The sequence below is a fragment of the Pseudoalteromonas sp. NH0006-26 genome (assembly GCF_057552415.1).
Window position 1 is genome coordinate 172,419 of sequence record NZ_BAAJMJ010000006.1, and the last position, 17,175, is coordinate 189,593.

Annotated in this window: 16 protein-coding genes; 3 read left to right on the forward strand and 13 right to left on the reverse strand. The window is 40.4% G+C overall.

The genetic code is table 11. The annotated features are described in order from the left end of the window. On the reverse strand, positions 1-978 hold the full coding sequence (gene rluD / locus AC27JR_RS11165) for a 23S rRNA pseudouridine(1911/1915/1917) synthase RluD (RefSeq protein WP_008114448.1): 978 nt from the start codon (positions 976-978) through the stop codon (positions 1-3). A 141-nt stretch (positions 979-1,119) separates the two neighbouring features. On the opposite strand from rluD, the gene AC27JR_RS11170 reads away from it, so the two are divergent. After that, positions 1,120-1,884, forward strand: coding sequence for an outer membrane protein assembly factor BamD (locus AC27JR_RS11170; protein WP_008114446.1), 765 nt, complete (start codon positions 1,120-1,122; stop codon positions 1,882-1,884). A 58-nt stretch (positions 1,885-1,942) separates the two neighbouring features. Here the strand turns inward: AC27JR_RS11170 and AC27JR_RS11175 are convergent, their stop codons facing one another. After that, positions 1,943-2,281: a P-II family nitrogen regulator gene (locus AC27JR_RS11175; protein ID WP_008114445.1), complete on the reverse strand. Its 339-nt coding sequence runs from the start codon at positions 2,279-2,281 to the stop codon at positions 1,943-1,945. Between the two features lie 156 nt (positions 2,282-2,437). On the opposite strand from AC27JR_RS11175, the gene AC27JR_RS11180 reads away from it, so the two are divergent. Together AC27JR_RS11180 and AC27JR_RS11185 are read left to right on the forward strand one after the other, a co-directional pair. Beyond that, on the forward strand, positions 2,438-2,980 hold the full coding sequence (locus AC27JR_RS11180) for a GspH/FimT family pseudopilin (protein WP_131690736.1): 543 nt from the start codon (positions 2,438-2,440) through the stop codon (positions 2,978-2,980). A 69-nt stretch (positions 2,981-3,049) separates the two neighbouring features. Further along, positions 3,050-3,583: a GspH/FimT family pseudopilin gene (locus tag AC27JR_RS11185; protein WP_076918952.1), complete on the forward strand. Its 534-nt coding sequence runs from the start codon at positions 3,050-3,052 to the stop codon at positions 3,581-3,583. 9 nt (positions 3,584-3,592) lie between these two features. Here the strand turns inward: AC27JR_RS11185 and AC27JR_RS11190 are convergent, their stop codons facing one another. From AC27JR_RS11190 to murJ, 11 genes are all read right to left on the reverse strand, one after another. Beyond that, on the reverse strand, positions 3,593-4,012 hold the full coding sequence (locus tag AC27JR_RS11190; RefSeq protein ID WP_487173629.1) for a type IV pilin protein: 420 nt from the start codon (positions 4,010-4,012) through the stop codon (positions 3,593-3,595). 9 nt (positions 4,013-4,021) lie between these two features. Next, complete coding sequence (locus AC27JR_RS11195; protein WP_487173630.1) at positions 4,022-7,129, reverse strand: pilus assembly protein; 3,108 nt, start codon at positions 7,127-7,129, stop codon at positions 4,022-4,024. 1 nt (position 7,130) lies between these two features. Next, positions 7,131-7,616 carry a pilus assembly PilX family protein gene (locus AC27JR_RS11200; protein ID WP_008114436.1) on the reverse strand — a complete coding sequence of 162 codons (486 nt, stop codon included), beginning with the start codon at positions 7,614-7,616 and terminating at the stop codon, positions 7,131-7,133. Further along, positions 7,604-8,599, reverse strand: a complete 996-nt coding sequence (locus AC27JR_RS11205; protein WP_487173631.1) for a PilW family protein — start codon at positions 8,597-8,599, stop codon at positions 7,604-7,606. Before AC27JR_RS11205 ends, AC27JR_RS11200 begins: the two co-directional genes overlap by 13 nt. A 1-nt stretch (position 8,600) precedes the next feature. Beyond that, positions 8,601-9,161, reverse strand: coding sequence for a type IV pilus modification protein PilV (pilV, locus tag AC27JR_RS11210; RefSeq protein ID WP_076918948.1), 561 nt, complete (start codon positions 9,159-9,161; stop codon positions 8,601-8,603). A 444-nt stretch (positions 9,162-9,605) separates the two neighbouring features. After that, positions 9,606-10,535, reverse strand: coding sequence for a 4-hydroxy-3-methylbut-2-enyl diphosphate reductase (ispH, locus tag AC27JR_RS11215; protein WP_487173632.1), 930 nt, complete (start codon positions 10,533-10,535; stop codon positions 9,606-9,608). Beyond that, positions 10,535-10,975, reverse strand: coding sequence for an FKBP-type peptidyl-prolyl cis-trans isomerase (gene fkpB / locus AC27JR_RS11220; protein WP_487173633.1), 441 nt, complete (start codon positions 10,973-10,975; stop codon positions 10,535-10,537). Before fkpB ends, ispH begins: the two co-directional genes overlap by 1 nt. After that, positions 10,972-11,472, reverse strand: a complete 501-nt coding sequence (gene lspA / locus AC27JR_RS11225; RefSeq protein WP_008114424.1) for a signal peptidase II — start codon at positions 11,470-11,472, stop codon at positions 10,972-10,974. Before lspA ends, fkpB begins: the two co-directional genes overlap by 4 nt. A gap of 12 nt (positions 11,473-11,484) precedes the next feature. Then, on the reverse strand, positions 11,485-14,313 hold the full coding sequence (ileS, locus tag AC27JR_RS11230) for an isoleucine--tRNA ligase (protein WP_036932842.1): 2,829 nt from the start codon (positions 14,311-14,313) through the stop codon (positions 11,485-11,487). 29 nt (positions 14,314-14,342) lie between these two features. After that, on the reverse strand, positions 14,343-15,269 hold the full coding sequence (gene ribF, locus AC27JR_RS11235) for a bifunctional riboflavin kinase/FAD synthetase (RefSeq protein ID WP_010391271.1): 927 nt from the start codon (positions 15,267-15,269) through the stop codon (positions 14,343-14,345). A 74-nt stretch (positions 15,270-15,343) separates the two neighbouring features. Further along, positions 15,344-16,882 (reverse strand): murein biosynthesis integral membrane protein MurJ, encoded by a 1,539-nt coding sequence (gene murJ, locus AC27JR_RS11240; protein WP_487173673.1) that lies wholly within the window; start codon positions 16,880-16,882, stop codon positions 15,344-15,346. Between the last annotated feature and the right edge of the window lie 293 nt (positions 16,883-17,175).

Here is a 17,175-nt window from a genome sequence, read left to right on the forward strand (position 1 = left end):
TTAACTAGCTATGTCTGGATTTGCTTTTGTATCTTCGCGCAATGCTTGAGTCATCTGAACCATATCATCAGGGATAGGTGCTTGCCAGGTCATCATTTCACCGGTAATTGGATGAGCAATGCTTAATTTAACGGCATGCAGCGCTTGACGCTTAAAGCTACGCAGTAACTCAAACAGCTCAGGCGTTGCCCCTTTTGGTGGACGAGGACGGCCGCCATAAGATTGATCGCCAATTAAGGGATGATTTAAGTACGCCATATGCACGCGAATTTGGTGCGTACGTCCGGTTTCAAGGCGTAAACGCAAACGAGTATGAGCACGGAACTTTTCTGCTACACGGTAATGCGTAATCGCAGGTTTACCCATTTCATGAACAGCCATGTGCGTACGCTGAGTTGGATGACGGCCAATCGCTTTTTCAACCATACCACCGGCAGTCATAGTACCATTACATAACGCTTCATATTCACGTGTGAAATTTTCGCGCTTTTGTAAGGCTTTAACCAAATGAGTTTGAGCTTGAATGGTTTTAGCTACAACCATTAAGCCGGTTGTGTCTTTATCAAGACGATGCACTATACCCGCTCGTGGTACGTTAATAATTTCTGGGAAGTGATGAAGTAATGCATTTAACACAGTACCGTCAGGGTTACCTGCACCAGGATGAACTACTAATCCCATTGGTTTATTGATCACTAAAATATCATCGTCTTCATAAACGATGTTTAATTTGATATCTTGTGCTTCGTATTCACGAGGTGCTTCTATTGTTGTTTCAACAGCTACAACTTCACCGCCGAGTAATTTTTCACGCGGGGTGTTGAAAATTTCGCCGTCAACGGTGATTTTATCATCTAAAATCCACGTTTTTATCCGTGATCGTGAATAATCAGGGAACAATTGTGCTAATACTTGGTCTAGACGTTTACCACCTAAGTCTGTTGGGACCTCGGCTTGGAGAGATATTTGCTCTGACATTAGTAACTTTACCCAATTTACCAGTGCAAGCTTTGCTTGACTGGGTTAGAATCGCTTTTAATAAAAGCATAACATAATACGCATAGTTTACTCGGTTTTACCCACTTGGCCTAGCCGAAGACATCGAAGGTAACAAATAAAATGATAAATAAAATAGGGAAACGTGCATTCGCCATTGTTTTTTCAGTTTCAGTGCTTAGTTTAGGGGCTTGTTCGTCTGCGCCTGACCAAGAAGACATTCAACGAGTACCAAACAGATCAGCACAAGCTCTATACGAAGATGCAAAACAAACGCTTGATTCTGGTTTATACGCACGTGCAATTGAACTGTTAGCGGCAATTGATTCTCGCTACCCGTTTGGCCCGTTTTCAAAGCAAGTACAGATGGATTTAGTGTACGCACATTACCAATCAGGTAATACAGAGCAGGCACTTGCTACCATTGACCGTTTTATTCGCTTAAACCCAAATCACAAAGATTTAGATTACATGTACTACATGCGTGGCTTGGTTAATATTAAAGCGGATAAAAATGCTTTCCAAGAGTACTTTGGTGTAGATAGAGCAGACAGAGACGCTAAACGTACCCGTGTAGCCTATACCGACCTATCAACCTTAGTTAAACGTTTTCCACAAAGTGATTATGCGCCAGAAGCAAAACGTCGTTTAGTTTGGCTATTAAATCGCATGGCACGTTATGAGCTAAAAGTTGCGACTTACTATTATGAACGTGAAGCTTATTTAGCAGCCGCGAATCGCGGTAAGTTTGTGGTAGAGCATTACTCGCAAAGTAGCTACTTGGATGCGGCATTAGCCATGATGGAAAAAAGCTACGATAAGCTTGGATTAACTGAATTAAGTGAGAATGCAGCGCAAACGCGTAAATTCAATAGCAGAAATAAATGATACGAAAAAGGCGCTACTTTCAAATAAAAGTAGCGCCTTTTTTTACTCAAGACTACGATTATATCGCGTCTTCATCCTCTTCTGCGGTACGAATACGCACAACACGCTCTACCTCAGTAACAAATATTTTACCATCACCAATTTTGCCTGTTTGTGCGGTTTTAACAATCACATCAATAGCGCGTTCCACATCTTCATCACCAAGCACAATATCTAGCTTTACCTTAGGTAAAAAATCAACCATGTACTCTGCGCCACGGTATAGCTCGGTGTGGCCTTTTTGACGTCCAAACCCTTTTACTTCACTTACTGTCATACCCGTAATGCCAACATCAGATAGTGCTTCGCGCACATCATCGAGCTTAAACGGTTTAATGATTGCTTCTATTTTTTTCATATTAGTTACTTTTGAAAGCCTCAGTTGCCTCGATTTTAGACAATCATGAGGTTCATAGCAAACAAAGTGATTGAATAGCACAGGTGAAAAATAATCATGGTATGATTATCCTCATAAATAATGCTTAGCTTAAAACAACTAATTATTGAGATTCATATGAAAACTAAACACCGTGGATTTACCTTATTAGAATTAATGGTCACCGTGGCCATTGTTGGCATTATTGCCACTATTGCTTTGTGGAACAGTGGCGATATGCTGGAAGAAAACCGTGGGGAAAACTTTTTATTGGAACTAAAGCGCAATATTAGTTATGCACGTTCACAAGCAGCCAGTACTGACGAAATAGTCATTGTATGTGCAGCCTCAAAAACAAAAGTAAAAAACAATGACGATACTCTTACATGCACGGATGGATGGGATGTTGATAAAATAGTAATCACCTTCATCGATGCAAATAATGATGGTCAATATGATAAGGCAACAGATAGCCTTATTAGAGTAATGGAAGAAATTAGTCCCAATGATCGTATTTCATTTGCAGATAACAGTATACGATTTAATTCCAGCGGACGTATTACCACAACACCAGGCAATTTTATTTTTTGCCCTAATAATGGCACTGAAAATAATAAGGCTTTAACGCTAGCACTATCAGGAACCGCCTTTTATGTTGGCGACACCAAAAGCAGTTGTTAATCGCTATTTTGTAATTTGCTAATTATTGTCTAAACTTTAATCATGGAAGGATAAATCAAGGCTTCAGGGATGAGGTTAAATACAGGTTATCACCCACATAGTGGCTTCACACTAATTGAGCTCATGGTAGCAATTGTGGTTTTTGTGATCGTAGCGCAAATTTCACTCTGGTTTTTTGCCGACTTTTTAGCGAAAAACCGAGCTGACAATCAAATCTCTTTACTACACCGAAATATTAATTTTGCACGCCTTTACGCTATAGAACATGACAGCTACGTAACGCTGTGCGCTTTAAAAGATAAACAGTGTTCAGAGGGTGAGTGGCACACGGGTGTGTCTCTTTTTATTGATAATGATAGGTCAACATCACTTGATGATGATGAACTGTTAATTAGTACTTTTGAGTATACTCATAATGCCGATACGTTAGAGTATCCTCGTACCGCCATTACTTTTAGGCCTGATGGCTCGTTAAATGGATTTCAGAACGGCACTTTCGTGTATTGCCCAAATAGTGATAAAGCAAGCCTTGAGGGGCTTGCTTTGTCTATTAGTCAAACAGGTCGAATAAGAATAAAATCTACCAACAAATGCCAACAATAAGCGCTGTGTTTATCGACCCCAGCAATAGTTAATGTCGGTATCGCCTTTACTACCTGTTGCTCCTTTTAAACCTACATCATTAATGGTTAATGACGTACAATCAGCATCACCTTTTACAGCGCCTGCAATCGGCTTGGCGGTGACAGTAAATGCATTATTATCAACCACTTTAATTGTTAGTTCAAAACTACCATTTTCAGTTTTATTATTTATCCCTAAGTCATCAAACGAGACTGTATAAGCACGGTTATCAACAAAATACTGTTCTTGCTTGTTTGCCGCATCTAAAAGCGCTGATGCGGCCTCTGCACGTGATGCCCTTTTTACATACTCACTGTAATTAGGCACTGCAATTGCTGCGATAATGCCAACAATGGCCACGGCTATCATTAATTCAATTAAGGTAAATCCTTGTTGTTTTTTACTCATTAATAATCCCTAATTACCCTCGTCATTTTCTTCACGTTTATAAATATAAGTCTGCTGTGTTCTAAAGCCAAAACCAACGGAGTCATCGTTTACCAACTGGATTTTTTTATCGACAACTTTTAAGCCTGGTCCCGTTATTTCTAGCGGCTTTAACGGGTTCGCTGTTTCACTGCCATTAATACCTGGACCAATCAAGTAAAACTGACTTTTTACATTTTCATTGGTATTGTCATCACACTTACCGTCGCTATTTCCATCAGCACAGCTATCACCAAAATAAAGCTGAGGCGTATCTGGCATTTCGTAACTTGTTTTAAATTTTAAGTTGTCATACACCTTAGTGCCGTAATGTAAGTGAAACGCATAGAGCGAGCCGCCACCTGCACCTAATGAACATTGGTTACTCGAAGCCCCAGTAGAGCCAGGTGTAAACGAAGTGAAATAAGCCACACCGCCAACAACAGTTGCCGCTGCGAGTGATTTTTCACCGCTATTTAATTTATAACGCCATCCTTTAAAGTCATTAGATAGCTGGGCTTCTAATGCATTAAAGTCGCCCACATTATTCAGCGCTTTGCCAAATAAGTCTTCGTTCATTGACATTAAATCATTCGGCACAATTGCAGCGGGTGCATTATTTTTGAATGATTTAGTGATGGTATTCTCATCCCTAACCATAAATAGCTGATCAGCACTGCTACTGTTTAAAGGGTTTGAGCGATTACCACTACCAATAAGTACCGCATCATAGGGTGTATCTAAGCGTGAAGTTACCCCTTTACTAATAGTCACTTTACTAAACACGGTTCTTGCCACTACCGGCTTATAAAAGAAACGTCTGTCGGTATCAGCACCTAACTCAGCGAGTTTGTAATGACTAAATGCATTAGTGCTGGTTCCAGGCATATCTATACGCCACACCCCGCCACCAGTATCGGCAGCATAAATTCTGTCAATATAACCATCATAATCTGAATCGAGTAAACTAACGTCAGCAGCAATACTGTGCTTGCCTTTAAAAGCATTATCACTTCTAAGTGACCATACTTTCTCACCGGTTTTAGCTTTTACAATATAAACATCTCGACCCATTGTATCGGCATCTCGAGTGTTGTCTTTACTGGTATCGTAGCCTGCGCCAAATACCAGTAAAGGCTCATCACCCCATGCTTTAATGTAAGCTATTTGTGGTTTAGACCATGTTTGCCCTAATTCCTCAAAACCTTTATCGCCACCTTTAATTGGACTCTTCCACAGTTTTTTAGGGGTATCTGGATTAGAAATATCAAAAGCATAATAATTACGACCACCACGGCGCATACCGGCTATAGCCCACACTTCATCTCCGCTGCTGGCATTGATAGTGCCATCATTTAGGCCTTCACTATTTAAACTTTTATTGTTGAAATAAACACTAATAGGTCCGTCCATCCCATATTCTTTGCCTTTTTCCTTTGAACGCAAAGGGTTAAGAATTGAATACAGGGCTGAGGGGATAAATGCCCAACTTTCTTCTACCTTATTATTTTTGCTATCATCTTTGAACATATGCAAAAACCCTGCATTTGTCCCAATTAGAATGCGCACATCATTATTACCATAATCGATAGCCAACGGTTTAGAATGTAACGGATCGCCAAATATGTCGTTGCGTTTGTCCTGTGAAGAGCCATCGCCATCTTCATCGTCAACATCAATACCACGAGCCCAATTTATTGTGCTTTCAAGCTGAACATCACTAACAAGCAAATCATCTACTGATGGCTTATTCTTTTGCTTATTAACAATGTTGAAGACTTCACTTATCGTATCGTAATCAAAATTAATTAGCTGTCCTGATGGACCATCAGAAAATAATTTTCGCTCTTTGCTGCTGCTAGCAAGCGCGGCATTCACGCCCCCTTGTTTTACTGCATTACCATCTGCTGCATTATCAGCATCCGGCCAAAAGGTATGCGCGTTTTTATCGATTAGACCGTTGCTATCAAGTGCTTTTACGCCTTTGGTATCGACTATTTTATTACCTGACACTTCTAGCTTTTTTAAGTTACCTTGCCAACGAGTACCAATTTCGGGATAAAACATTGTGAAGTAAATTGCGTTTTTACTGCGTGTTTGGTCAACGTTATTACTGGCAAACGACGGTGAAGTAAATGAGCTGTTTTCTTCTCGTATTTGTGAAATTGTTTGATTTAACGCCTTAGAAAGTTCATCGGCTGTATCAGCATGAAGGTACTTACCGCCACCCACTCTGGCTGTCATATCGAGGAGATCTTTACCACCTTGACTCATGCCCGTACCAAAACCAATGGTATATACTCTCGCGGTATCAACTATGTCTGGCGTTTCAGAGAACAAATCAACTTGCGTTTGTTTGGTACCGTGTAAAATTTTTGCTAGGGCAACTAAGTAACTATTTTTGTACTCACCTGACTCAAAAGGAATAGCATCAATAAAAATTGAGTTATGTAGCTTTTTTATATTACTGTTTCTGTCGCTATCGTTACTTGGGTCGCCGTCAGTCATTAAGATCACATTAATCGAGTTATCACAACGCAGCAATTCTTTGTTGCCTTTGTCATCTTTTCGAAATGGTGATTTGTAGTACTTGTTGTTATCTACTGCTTTGTCACGATCCTGAATACCGTCTGCGAAGTCTATTTGTTGGCCTGTCATGTAGAGATAGGCTTCCCATAATGTTTCCGTAATTGGTGTCGCTCCATCAGCGGGCAAATCATCAACTGCTTTTAATATTTTTGTATTGTTACTGTGAATACGCGACAACACATAGCCGCCATCACTGCCTGCAAATCGCATCAAACCAAAATCAACATCCTTGTTACTGTTAACTAAATTCTTCACTGCATTTTGGGCAACATTTAAGCGATTATCATCACACAATATCCATCGTCTATTGTAGTTGTCATAACCACAATCATTACCAGTCAAAGTAGAAAAAGCCATACTGCCGGAAGTATCAAACACAATCAAAACACGTGCATTTTCATCTGTTTGAACATTATGGTTAACGTATAACTCTATATCTTCGGCTACTGCAGGTGCGCTCGCAACTAAGCCAAGTAATACAGGTAACATATTCTTTAATTTAAATTTCATCTTAAATACCTTTACTTATACTAGCCATCTCTTGAGCGACACCGGTTACTATAGTGATTTGGTGTTTACTTTTAGAGCCATAGTCTATGGTTGTTGATACCTGAACCATATTGCAGGAAATCCCCGTCGTAAAATTAAAGCGTCTAGGACACTTTAAATCAAGCATGCCGTTATTTAAGTTAACCATATTGCTTGTCATATCATTACGGTTTGCAATTTCAATACCGCTATCTGTGACTTCATCGGGGGTCAAAAAGAACTGATTAGCAGCCCCTTTACTTACCTCATCAGCTATGATCCGCTGTACTTCACCAATTAATTGATTTTCAGCGACTTCACGTTCCTGTGCGGCATTAGTGATCTTAATATCAATACTACTGCTGCTCATTAAGGTTACCGCAATCCCCGTCACAGCTATCACCATAATAAGTGCCGTAATAAGCACAACACCCTGTTGCTTACTCCTCGTAGGGCTTAAATGCGCCATAAATTCGATCCTGCATTGTTTAAACGTATTGTTGTAGTAAAAACAGTACGTCTGAAATTGTCTGAAAACGTTAATGTTCGGCTGTTAGCATCTTCACCAAGAATATAGGTTTGGTTTTTTATAGAAATCCCAGGATCTGGCTGTAATGCTCTGATCAATAAAAAAACTTGAACTGTTAAAACACCTTTTTGATTTTCCCACTGTGCAATACTCATATCATCAATGCTTCTGTATGTATCTACACGGCTATCACTAGTGGTATCTAAACCAAACACAAAGCGCATATTCTCGACACCTTCCATAATGGTTTCCGTTGCCATCGAATTTCCGACCAAGCGTTTTCGCATTAATGCAGGAACCGTAATACTTTTATTATTTACTGTATAAGTTTGCTCTGAAATATAGTAACTATGATGGCTATACGGCCAAATACTGGCATTAAGATTCACAGTAGCCGGGTCAATAACACCGCGAACAAAACGAGCACTTTCTTGCTCAGCAATAAAATAGTTTTCATCACTTTGGGTTTGATTGGCACCCGCTTCTACCTGTAGTTGACGACCTTGCAAAAACTTTACTTGTAAAATGTCAGTTCCTGCTAGCGGATTATTAATACAGCTAAGCTCACTTGAATCTACTGCTACTTTGGCAAATAGACCTTTAAAGTTGCTGCTACTCGCTAAATTAGGGAAGCTACCATTGTTATCACCTTCAGAGCAATCACCTGTTGGGCTTGCTAATGTGGTGGTATTTATAGCGGTAAATGAATCATCATAAAAAGTCCCCCAAAAACCAACTTGTTCAATATCTCGTTGCATAATGTTAATGGCTAAGCGACCTGATTCTTGTAACTCGCCTATGGTCATAGTGTCTTTGGTGGTCACTTTCATGCCAATATAAGTAAACATCACACCACCGAGGATCAAGCCACCAATAAAAAGTGAAATCATCATTTCAACCAGGGTAAATCCGGCTTGCTTCATTTTAACTCCTGACATAAACATAACTGTTTAACACCACCAAACGGCGTTTTTTATCTGCTACGCCACAGTTAATATTTCCAGTAGCTTCACTTGCTTTAAATTCTTGGCGCCCCTGCCAGGTTACAATTACTTCAACATTAAATGCATTACCTGCTGCACTGGCAACAGCTGCAGGGTTAATACATACCGAGGCATCATCTAATGAGCCTGTATTTTCGCGAGCACGAATAGCACGCTTCCACTGCTCAATATCTAAAGCAGCAATTTGTGCATTAGTGCAAGAGTTTGTAAAACACGTATTTGATGAGTTCTTGCCAGTATCACTATTAAAGTCAACATCATAAAGAGTCGCTAGTTGCGGTGTATCATTAGCGCGTATTCGTTGAATAATATCATTGCCAAGTGCCACGGCTGCTGCCCGTTGCATTGAGTCAAAGCTCGCTTGCTTTGCTTTAGCTTGTAAGGCAACTGCTCCTAATAAACCAAAACTGAGAATAATAAAGGCGATGAGCACTTCTATAAGTGTAAAACCTTTTGAAAATTTAATCTGGTGTGCAAACATAAGGTAGCCAAAAAATGTTGATTGGTGTAATTGTATACATTTACGAAACATATTCAATAAACAACCGCTCGCACAATGAAATAGTTGGCTATTACTATAATCAGCGTTTAAGTACTGTATTTTGGGGTATTTGGCTGTTTTTCCATCTGTAAAATATTTTGAAAAACAGTAAAAAGCGTTTAAGCCTCAAAGAGATAAAAATAAGTAAGGATGGAATCAGGTTATAGACTTGTTTAATGAAATAGTGAATGGCGCTTTTATTTAGTTCAAAGCCATAAACCAAACAGAAGCACATATTGAAATGGAAGTGGTTTATTTTATTGCTATTTTTAGGAATATTAAAAATAACAAAAAAATATTAAAAAAATGATTAAAAAGACTGAATGAAAGTAATCCACTGCATGTCAGTTACCAATTCATTCAGCTTTTTCATCATTTAAAAAATTAACGCAGCTCTACTGGTACAGCAAAAACGATGTTTTCTTCTTCACCTGGATTCTCGATTACTTGCTTGCCACCTAGCTCTTTTAAGCGAGTAATCACTTGCTGAACTAATACCTCAGGAGCTGAGGCGCCGGCAGTCACACCCACACTGTTGATGCCATCAAACCATGCTGCTTCAACATTACTAGCATCATCAATTAAATAGGCTTGCGTACCCATTTTATCAGCAAGTTCCCGTAAACGATTAGAATTGGAACTATTTTTAGCACCCACAACCAATAACACATCCACTTTATCAGCTAAATCACGAACCGCATCTTGACGGTTTTGCGTTGCATAACAAATATCGTCTTTACGTGGGCCATCAATTGCAGGAAATTTACTACGTAAAGCATCAATCACATCTGCAGTGTCATCTACTGATAAAGTTGTTTGACTGCAGTAAAAAAGATTATCTGCATTTTTCACATCAAGCTTTAATACATCATCAACCGTTTCAACAAGGTAAATACCACCTTGTTCGTTATCGTATTGACCCATGGTACCCTCAACTTCAGGGTGTCCGTGGTGGCCAATTAAGATGCATTCAATACCTTTTTTACTAGCACGAGTTACTTCCATATGCACTTTAGTCACTAACGGACAGGTTGCATCAAATACTTTTAACTCTCGGCGTTTAGCCTCTGAGCGAACAGCCTGAGATACACCATGAGCGCTGAAGATAACAATGCTGTCATCAGGAACCTGATCTAGTTCTTCGACAAATACGGCGCCGCGATTTTTTAAGCCATCAACCACATAACGGTTATGCACCACTTCGTGTCGCACATAGATTGGTTTTTCAAAAATATCTAAAGCGCGCTCAACAATACTGATTGCGCGGTCAACACCAGCGCAAAAGCCTCGTGGATTAGCTAATAATATTTCCATTAACTCTGCACCTCAATAATATCAACTTCAAACGTTAAACGCTGACCCGCTAATGGGTGGTTAAAATCGATAGTAACTGACTCACCTTGCACTTCACGCACCAAACCAGGAAGCTCAGTACCATCAGGTTGAGTAAAAGCAATAATCGCACCTACTTTAGCCGGTGTTTCTGCACCAAACTTACTACGATCTACATAATAAATATTATCTGGGTTTGGTTGACCAAATGCATCTTCCGGCTCAAGTTCAAATGTTTTGCTTTCACCCGCCGTTAAGCCAAGTAAACACTTTTCAAAGTTAGCGGTTAAGCTGCCATCACCCATAGTCAGTTTTGCTGGCTTGTTATGCACTTTTGTTGAATCAGCGGCAGAGCCATCTTCCAGTTTAATAGAAAAATGAAAAATAACGTTTGAGTTTTCACCAATTACAGCTTGGCTCATGCTTTATGCTCCTTTGGTTCTTCGCCTGTAAAGGCGTCAAATAGTAATAATGCAGCGCCAATACAAATAGCACAGTCAGCAATATTAAATACGGGAAAATGTGAGTCTTCGTAAAACACATGTAAAAAGTCAATCACGTAGCCATAAGCAACACGGTCGTATAAGTTACCAATAGCACCTGCTAGCACTAACGAATATGCACCGCACAATACTTTATTAGACGCAGGAAGGCGCTTTAACCACCATACCAACAAACAACTAATCGCGATTGCTATTGCACTTAAAAACCAACGCTGCCAGCCACCCGCTTCGCTTAAAAAGCTATAGGCTGCACCGTAGTTATGTACATAAGTGATGCTAAAAACAGGCAGTAAATTAATTGACTCACCATAGGCCATGGTGTTTACAACCAGTGTTTTACTGGCAAAGTCTATTACAAGCAGTAATAGACTCAACCAAAGCCACACTAAACCACTTTTTTGGGTTAGTTTGCTCACTAAAAACAACTCCTAAGCGAATTGACGCTTTTCACCTTCACCGTCAACGTTACTTACACAACGACCACAAATTTCAGGATGAGCAGGCTCAACACCTACATCTTCACTGTAATGCCAACAACGCTCACACTTTTTAGCATCTGTTGCTGATACGCTAATGTATAAACCTTCAATTTCAGTTGCTTGTGAGTCCACTGGCTGGCTATCCACCTCAGTAACATTTACAGCTGAAGTTAGTAAAACAAAGCGCAGTTCATCGCCCAATGCCGCCAGCTTAGCTGCAAGTTTTTTGCTTGCAAACAAGTTAACCGTTGCTTGTAATGTAGCGCCAATCACTTCTTCTTTACGCGCAGCTTCTAGCAGACGGTTCACTTCGTCACGCACATTTAAAATAGCTTGCCAGTCTTCATTGCTAAACTTGGTCGTTGTTGGTGCTTGTAAGCCCTCATACCAAGTTGAAGTAAATACATAGTCACTGCGCTCACCTGGAAGTGCTTCCCAAATTTCTTGTGCTGTAAAGCTCATGATTGGTGCCATCCAACGCGTCATTGCTTCAGCAATGTGGTATAGCGCGGTTTGACAAGAACGGCGTGCATGGCTGTCGCTTTTTGCCGTGTACTGACGATCTTTTATAACGTCTAAGTAGAATGAACCTAACTCACCGGTACAGAAGTTCATTAGCTTTTGCGTCACTAATAGCATTTGATAGCTGTCGTACGCCGCTAAAATATCATCTTGTAACTGTGCAGCACGCCCTACAATCCACTTATCAAGCTCAACCATATCATCCACAGCAACTTGATCTGTTTTTGGATCAAAACCACTAAGGTTAGCAAGTAAGTAACGGCTGGTGTTACGAATACGGCGGTAGCGATCTGCTGAACGTTTGAATATTTCATCTGATACCGTCATTTCTGCCGTGTAATCAGTTGATGCTACCCATAAACGTAAAATATCAGCGCCTAGTTTATTCATCACGTTTTGTGGTGAAATAACATTGCCTAATGACTTAGACATTTTGCGGCCGTTTTCATCAACCGTAAAGCCATGCGTAAGCACTTGCTTGTAAGGTGCATGACCATTGATTGCCACTGAGGTCATCATTGATGACATAAACCAACCACGGTGCTGATCTGAACCTTCTAGGTATAAATCAGCAGGACCGGTTAAATCTTCACGCGCATCAACAACACAGGCATGAGTTACACCTGAGTCAAACCACACATCGAGTGTGTCTTGCACTTTCATGTATTGTTGTGCGTCTTCTTCACCTAGTAAAGTAGCTGGCTCTAAGTCATACCATGCTTGAATACCTGACTTTTCAACAAGCGCTGCTGCTTGTTCAATAAGCTCTTGGGTATTTGGGTGTAAGGCACCCGTGTCTTTATCAACAAACAATGCAATAGGAACACCCCACGTACGTTGACGTGAAATACACCAATCAGGGCGGCCTTCAACCATGTTGGCAATACGGCTTTCGCCCCATTCAGGTAACCACTGAGTATTTTTAATTTCAGCCAGCGAGTCTTGGCGCAAGTTAGCCTGATCCATGCTAACAAACCATTGTGGTGTGGCACGGAAAATAATAGGCGTTTTATGACGCCAACAGTGTGGGTAACTGTGCGTTAATGCATGGTGATGCATTAGGGCATTATTTTCTTTTAATACCTCAATTACACTCGCATTGGCTTTAAACACATGTTGACCGGCAAATAATTCAGTATCAGGTAAGTACACACCGTTTGCGCCAACAGGGTTAGCTACTTCAAGGTTGTACTCAAGACCAGCCACGAAATCTTCTTGACCATGACCTGGTGCAGTATGCACGATGCCCGTACCTGAATCAGTTGTTACGTGCTCTGCAACAATAACAGGAACATTAAAGTCATAAAAAGGGTGCGCTACGGTTAAGTTTTCAAGTGCTGCGCCTTTAACATAGCCAAGGATATGGAAATGGTTAAAACCAAAACGATCCATCGCATCTTTAACCAGCTCAGAGCCAATAATAAGACGTTGCTGAACGCCTTCATCTTCTACTTGTACTAGCGCGTATTCTAAATCAGCATGCACAGCTACCGCACGGTTCGCAGGCAAAGTCCATGGTGTCGTAGTCCAAATAACGGTTCCTACGCTACCAGTTCCTGTATGGCCAGCCGCTAAATCAAATGCGTTAACTACCGCATCTTGATCTGTAAAAGTAAAACGCACATCAATAGCTGGAGACTGTTTATCTTGATATTCAACTTCTGCCTCAGCTAATGCTGAGCCACAATCTGTACACCAATGCACAGGCTTAGCGCCTTTATGTAAGTGACCATTTTTTATAATGCGACCCAATACACGAATGGCATTAGCTTCAAAGTCGAAGTTCATGGTTAGGTAAGGTTTATCCCAATCACCAAAAACGCCTAAACGTTTAAAGTCTACTTTTTGGCCTTCCACTTGCTTTTTAGCATAGGCACGACATTTCTCACGAAACTCTGCCGCAGTTACCTTAACACCGGGTTTACCGACTTTTTTCTCAACCATTAACTCGATTGGTAAACCATGACAGTCCCAACCTGGTACGTATGGCGCATCAAAGTCTGATAAGGTTTTAGACTTAACAATAATATCTTTTAATATTTTATTTACTGAGTGGCCTAAATGGATATCGCCGTTTGCATACGGAGGGCCGTCATGCAAAATGAAAGTTTTTTTACCTTTCTTCGCGCTGCGAATTTGACCGTATAGGTCGTCTTCATACCATGCTTTAAGCATTTTTGGTTCACGTTGTGCCAAATTGCCACGCATTGGAAACATTGTTTCCGGTAAATTCAAAGTATGTTTGTAGTCGCTCATTAATCCTACTTTCCGTTTCTATCGGCTACCTAATTTAAACCAAAACACTGCTTAGCGGCGGCAACATCGGTTGCTATTTGTGCCGTCAGTTGTGTTAATGTCTCGAATTTTTTCTCATTGCGGAGTTTTTCAATTAGCTCCACATGCATAAATTGTCCATAAATATCTTGTGCAAAATCAAAAAGATGAACTTCTAATAAGGCACGAGTTCCATTAAACGTGGGTTTGTTTCCAATGTTAGCCACCCCAAAAACTTGCTTTCCTGCGATCATCACTTGAACCGCAAATACACCATTGACCGGACAAACTTGACGTTTTAGCGCAATATTTGCCGTTCTAAAACCCAGTTCGCGGCCTTTCTTCCAGCCATGAATAACACGTCCAGATATTGCATAATTATGCCCAAGCATAACTTTTGCACTAACTAGGTCACCTTCAGCAAGCGCTTCTCGTATCAAGGTGCTGCTTACTCTAGCATTTAATTGCCTAAAGCTGGCAGTGCTTTTAACACTCATTCCCGCTTGGGTGCCCATAGTTGCCAATAGACTAAAGTTACCTTGGCGCTGTTTACCAAACCTAAAATCATCACCAACCGTTAATGCTTTAACGCCCAGCTTTTTAATTAAAATATCGCTAACAAACTGCTCGGCATGCATGTTTGCAAAAGCCTGATTAAAGCTAATACAAATAACGCGTTCAATTCCTAAGTTACTCAATAGGCGTAGTTTATCACGCAGTCGAGTAAGCCTAGCCGGAGCGTTATTTTTTGCAAAAAACTCTTGTGGCTGAGGCTCAAATAACATTACGGTGCTGGGTAAATTATTTTCTTTTGCGTCAGCTAAAAGCCCTTTTAATACGGCAGCATGACCCAAATGAACACCATCAAAATTACCAATGGTCAGCACACAACCAAAGTGTTGTGGGCGTATATTGTGTATACCTCTAATTAACTCCATGCCACCTAATGCCTTTTTCAGCGAGCGATAAAATGCGACCTCAAGCCGCAGAGTGTCCGATTATAATCTTTTTTTTAATTTGATTCAGTAATTGCTACACTTTTTATCGTATTTAGTCTAACACCCATCAAAAACAACATAAAAAAGTAACTAATAATCGCAATAATTAATAACACAACCAATAACATAACTTGTTCGCTAAAGTGCCAACTAACCCAGTCATATTGTCTACTGGTAAACCAAACCAATGCGCCCATCGTTACACTTGCCAACAAGCACTTCAAAGTGAAATAGCCACTCATGCTGGAGAACTTATATACATTCTCTTTTTTTAGTTGTCGGTAAAGTAAATAAGCATTACAGCTGGCTGACATTGAGGTTGCCAGTGCCAAGCCTAAATAGCCAATAAATGGCGCTAACATAATGTTAAACACCATATTTAATACCAAAGTAATAATGCCAATGCGTACCGGTGTTTTAGTATCTTGGCGAGAATAAAACCCTGGTGCGAGGACTTTAATTAACATAAAGCTGACTAATCCCACTGAGTAAGCAACCACCCCTAAGCTCACCGCCTTAACATGATCGATGCCCGCTTCTTTGAAAGCGCCATGATCAAACAGCACGGTAATAATAAGTGGGCTTATAATCATCAATCCTATCATTGCTGGAAGCCCTAAAAAAATCACAAACCTCACACCCCAATCTAGGGTATGTTGAAAGTCGCTACTTTTTTTACTGCTGTGTAATTTTGACAGCGCAGGTAAAATAACCGTCGCAATACCAATGCCAAATAAACCAAGTGGGAATTCAATCAGTCTATCTGAGTAATACAGCCAAGCGATAGAGCCTGTCATCAATAATGAAGCTATTACCGTATCGAGTAATAAGTTAATTTGACTAATTGATACACCAAATAAGGCTGGAAGCATTAACTTGCGTACTTTTTTCACATTTTCATCTTGCCAACCCCAGCGCGGGCGCGCTAGCATTTTTGCTTTATACAAAAACGGTAGTTGAAATAATAGCTGTACCACGCCTCCTAAAAACACGCCAACAGCTAACGCATAAGCGCCTACAGAAAACTGATCATGTAATAAAATGGCACAACTAATGATGGATACATTGAGTAACACCGGGGTAAAAGCCGCAACGGCAAAACGATTATAAACGTTCATCACAGCGCCACTGAGCGCCACAAGGCTTACAAAAAACAAATAAGGAAAAGTCAGTTTTAATAGCGAACTGGCAAGCTCAAACTTTTCTGCGTCAGGGCCACCTTGCCACCAATCAATAAACCAACCAGTGCCGAATAAAGCAGCAATAACAGGTGACGCTATCACACCAAAGAGCGTCACTATCAGTAAAATAGTGCCTAACGTGCCGGCGGCTTGGGCAACAAATATTCTGACCTTCTCATCGCCTTGCTGCTGTTTAATTTCACTTAATACCGGTACAAATGCTTGCGCAAAAGCCCCTTCGGCAAATAAACGGCGTAAAAAATTAGGAATACGGTTAGCAAATAAAAATACATCGGCCGCAGCGCCTGCGCCCAACAAGTTAGCTACGACGGCATCTCGTACTAGCCCTAAAATACGCGAGATCATTGTCATTGCACTTACAATCATCCCAGAACGAAACAAACCTTTTGACACTATAAATCCATATTAAAAATCAGCAATTACGTTAATTATGCCATAGTCTTTTTTATAAATCGCTTTAAAGCACTAGGCTGGAACCCCTTGCTTTGTTACAATAGCGCTATTAACTGCTAAAGCGGCAAATTGATGTTCGTTATAAGGAGCAGTTTTTCTTGGATTGTTAAAATTAAATTGACATTCATGATAAAAACAGGCATATTCCACGGCCTTTAATTTAAGCTTTATTTAAGATTGTTAGGAGCAAA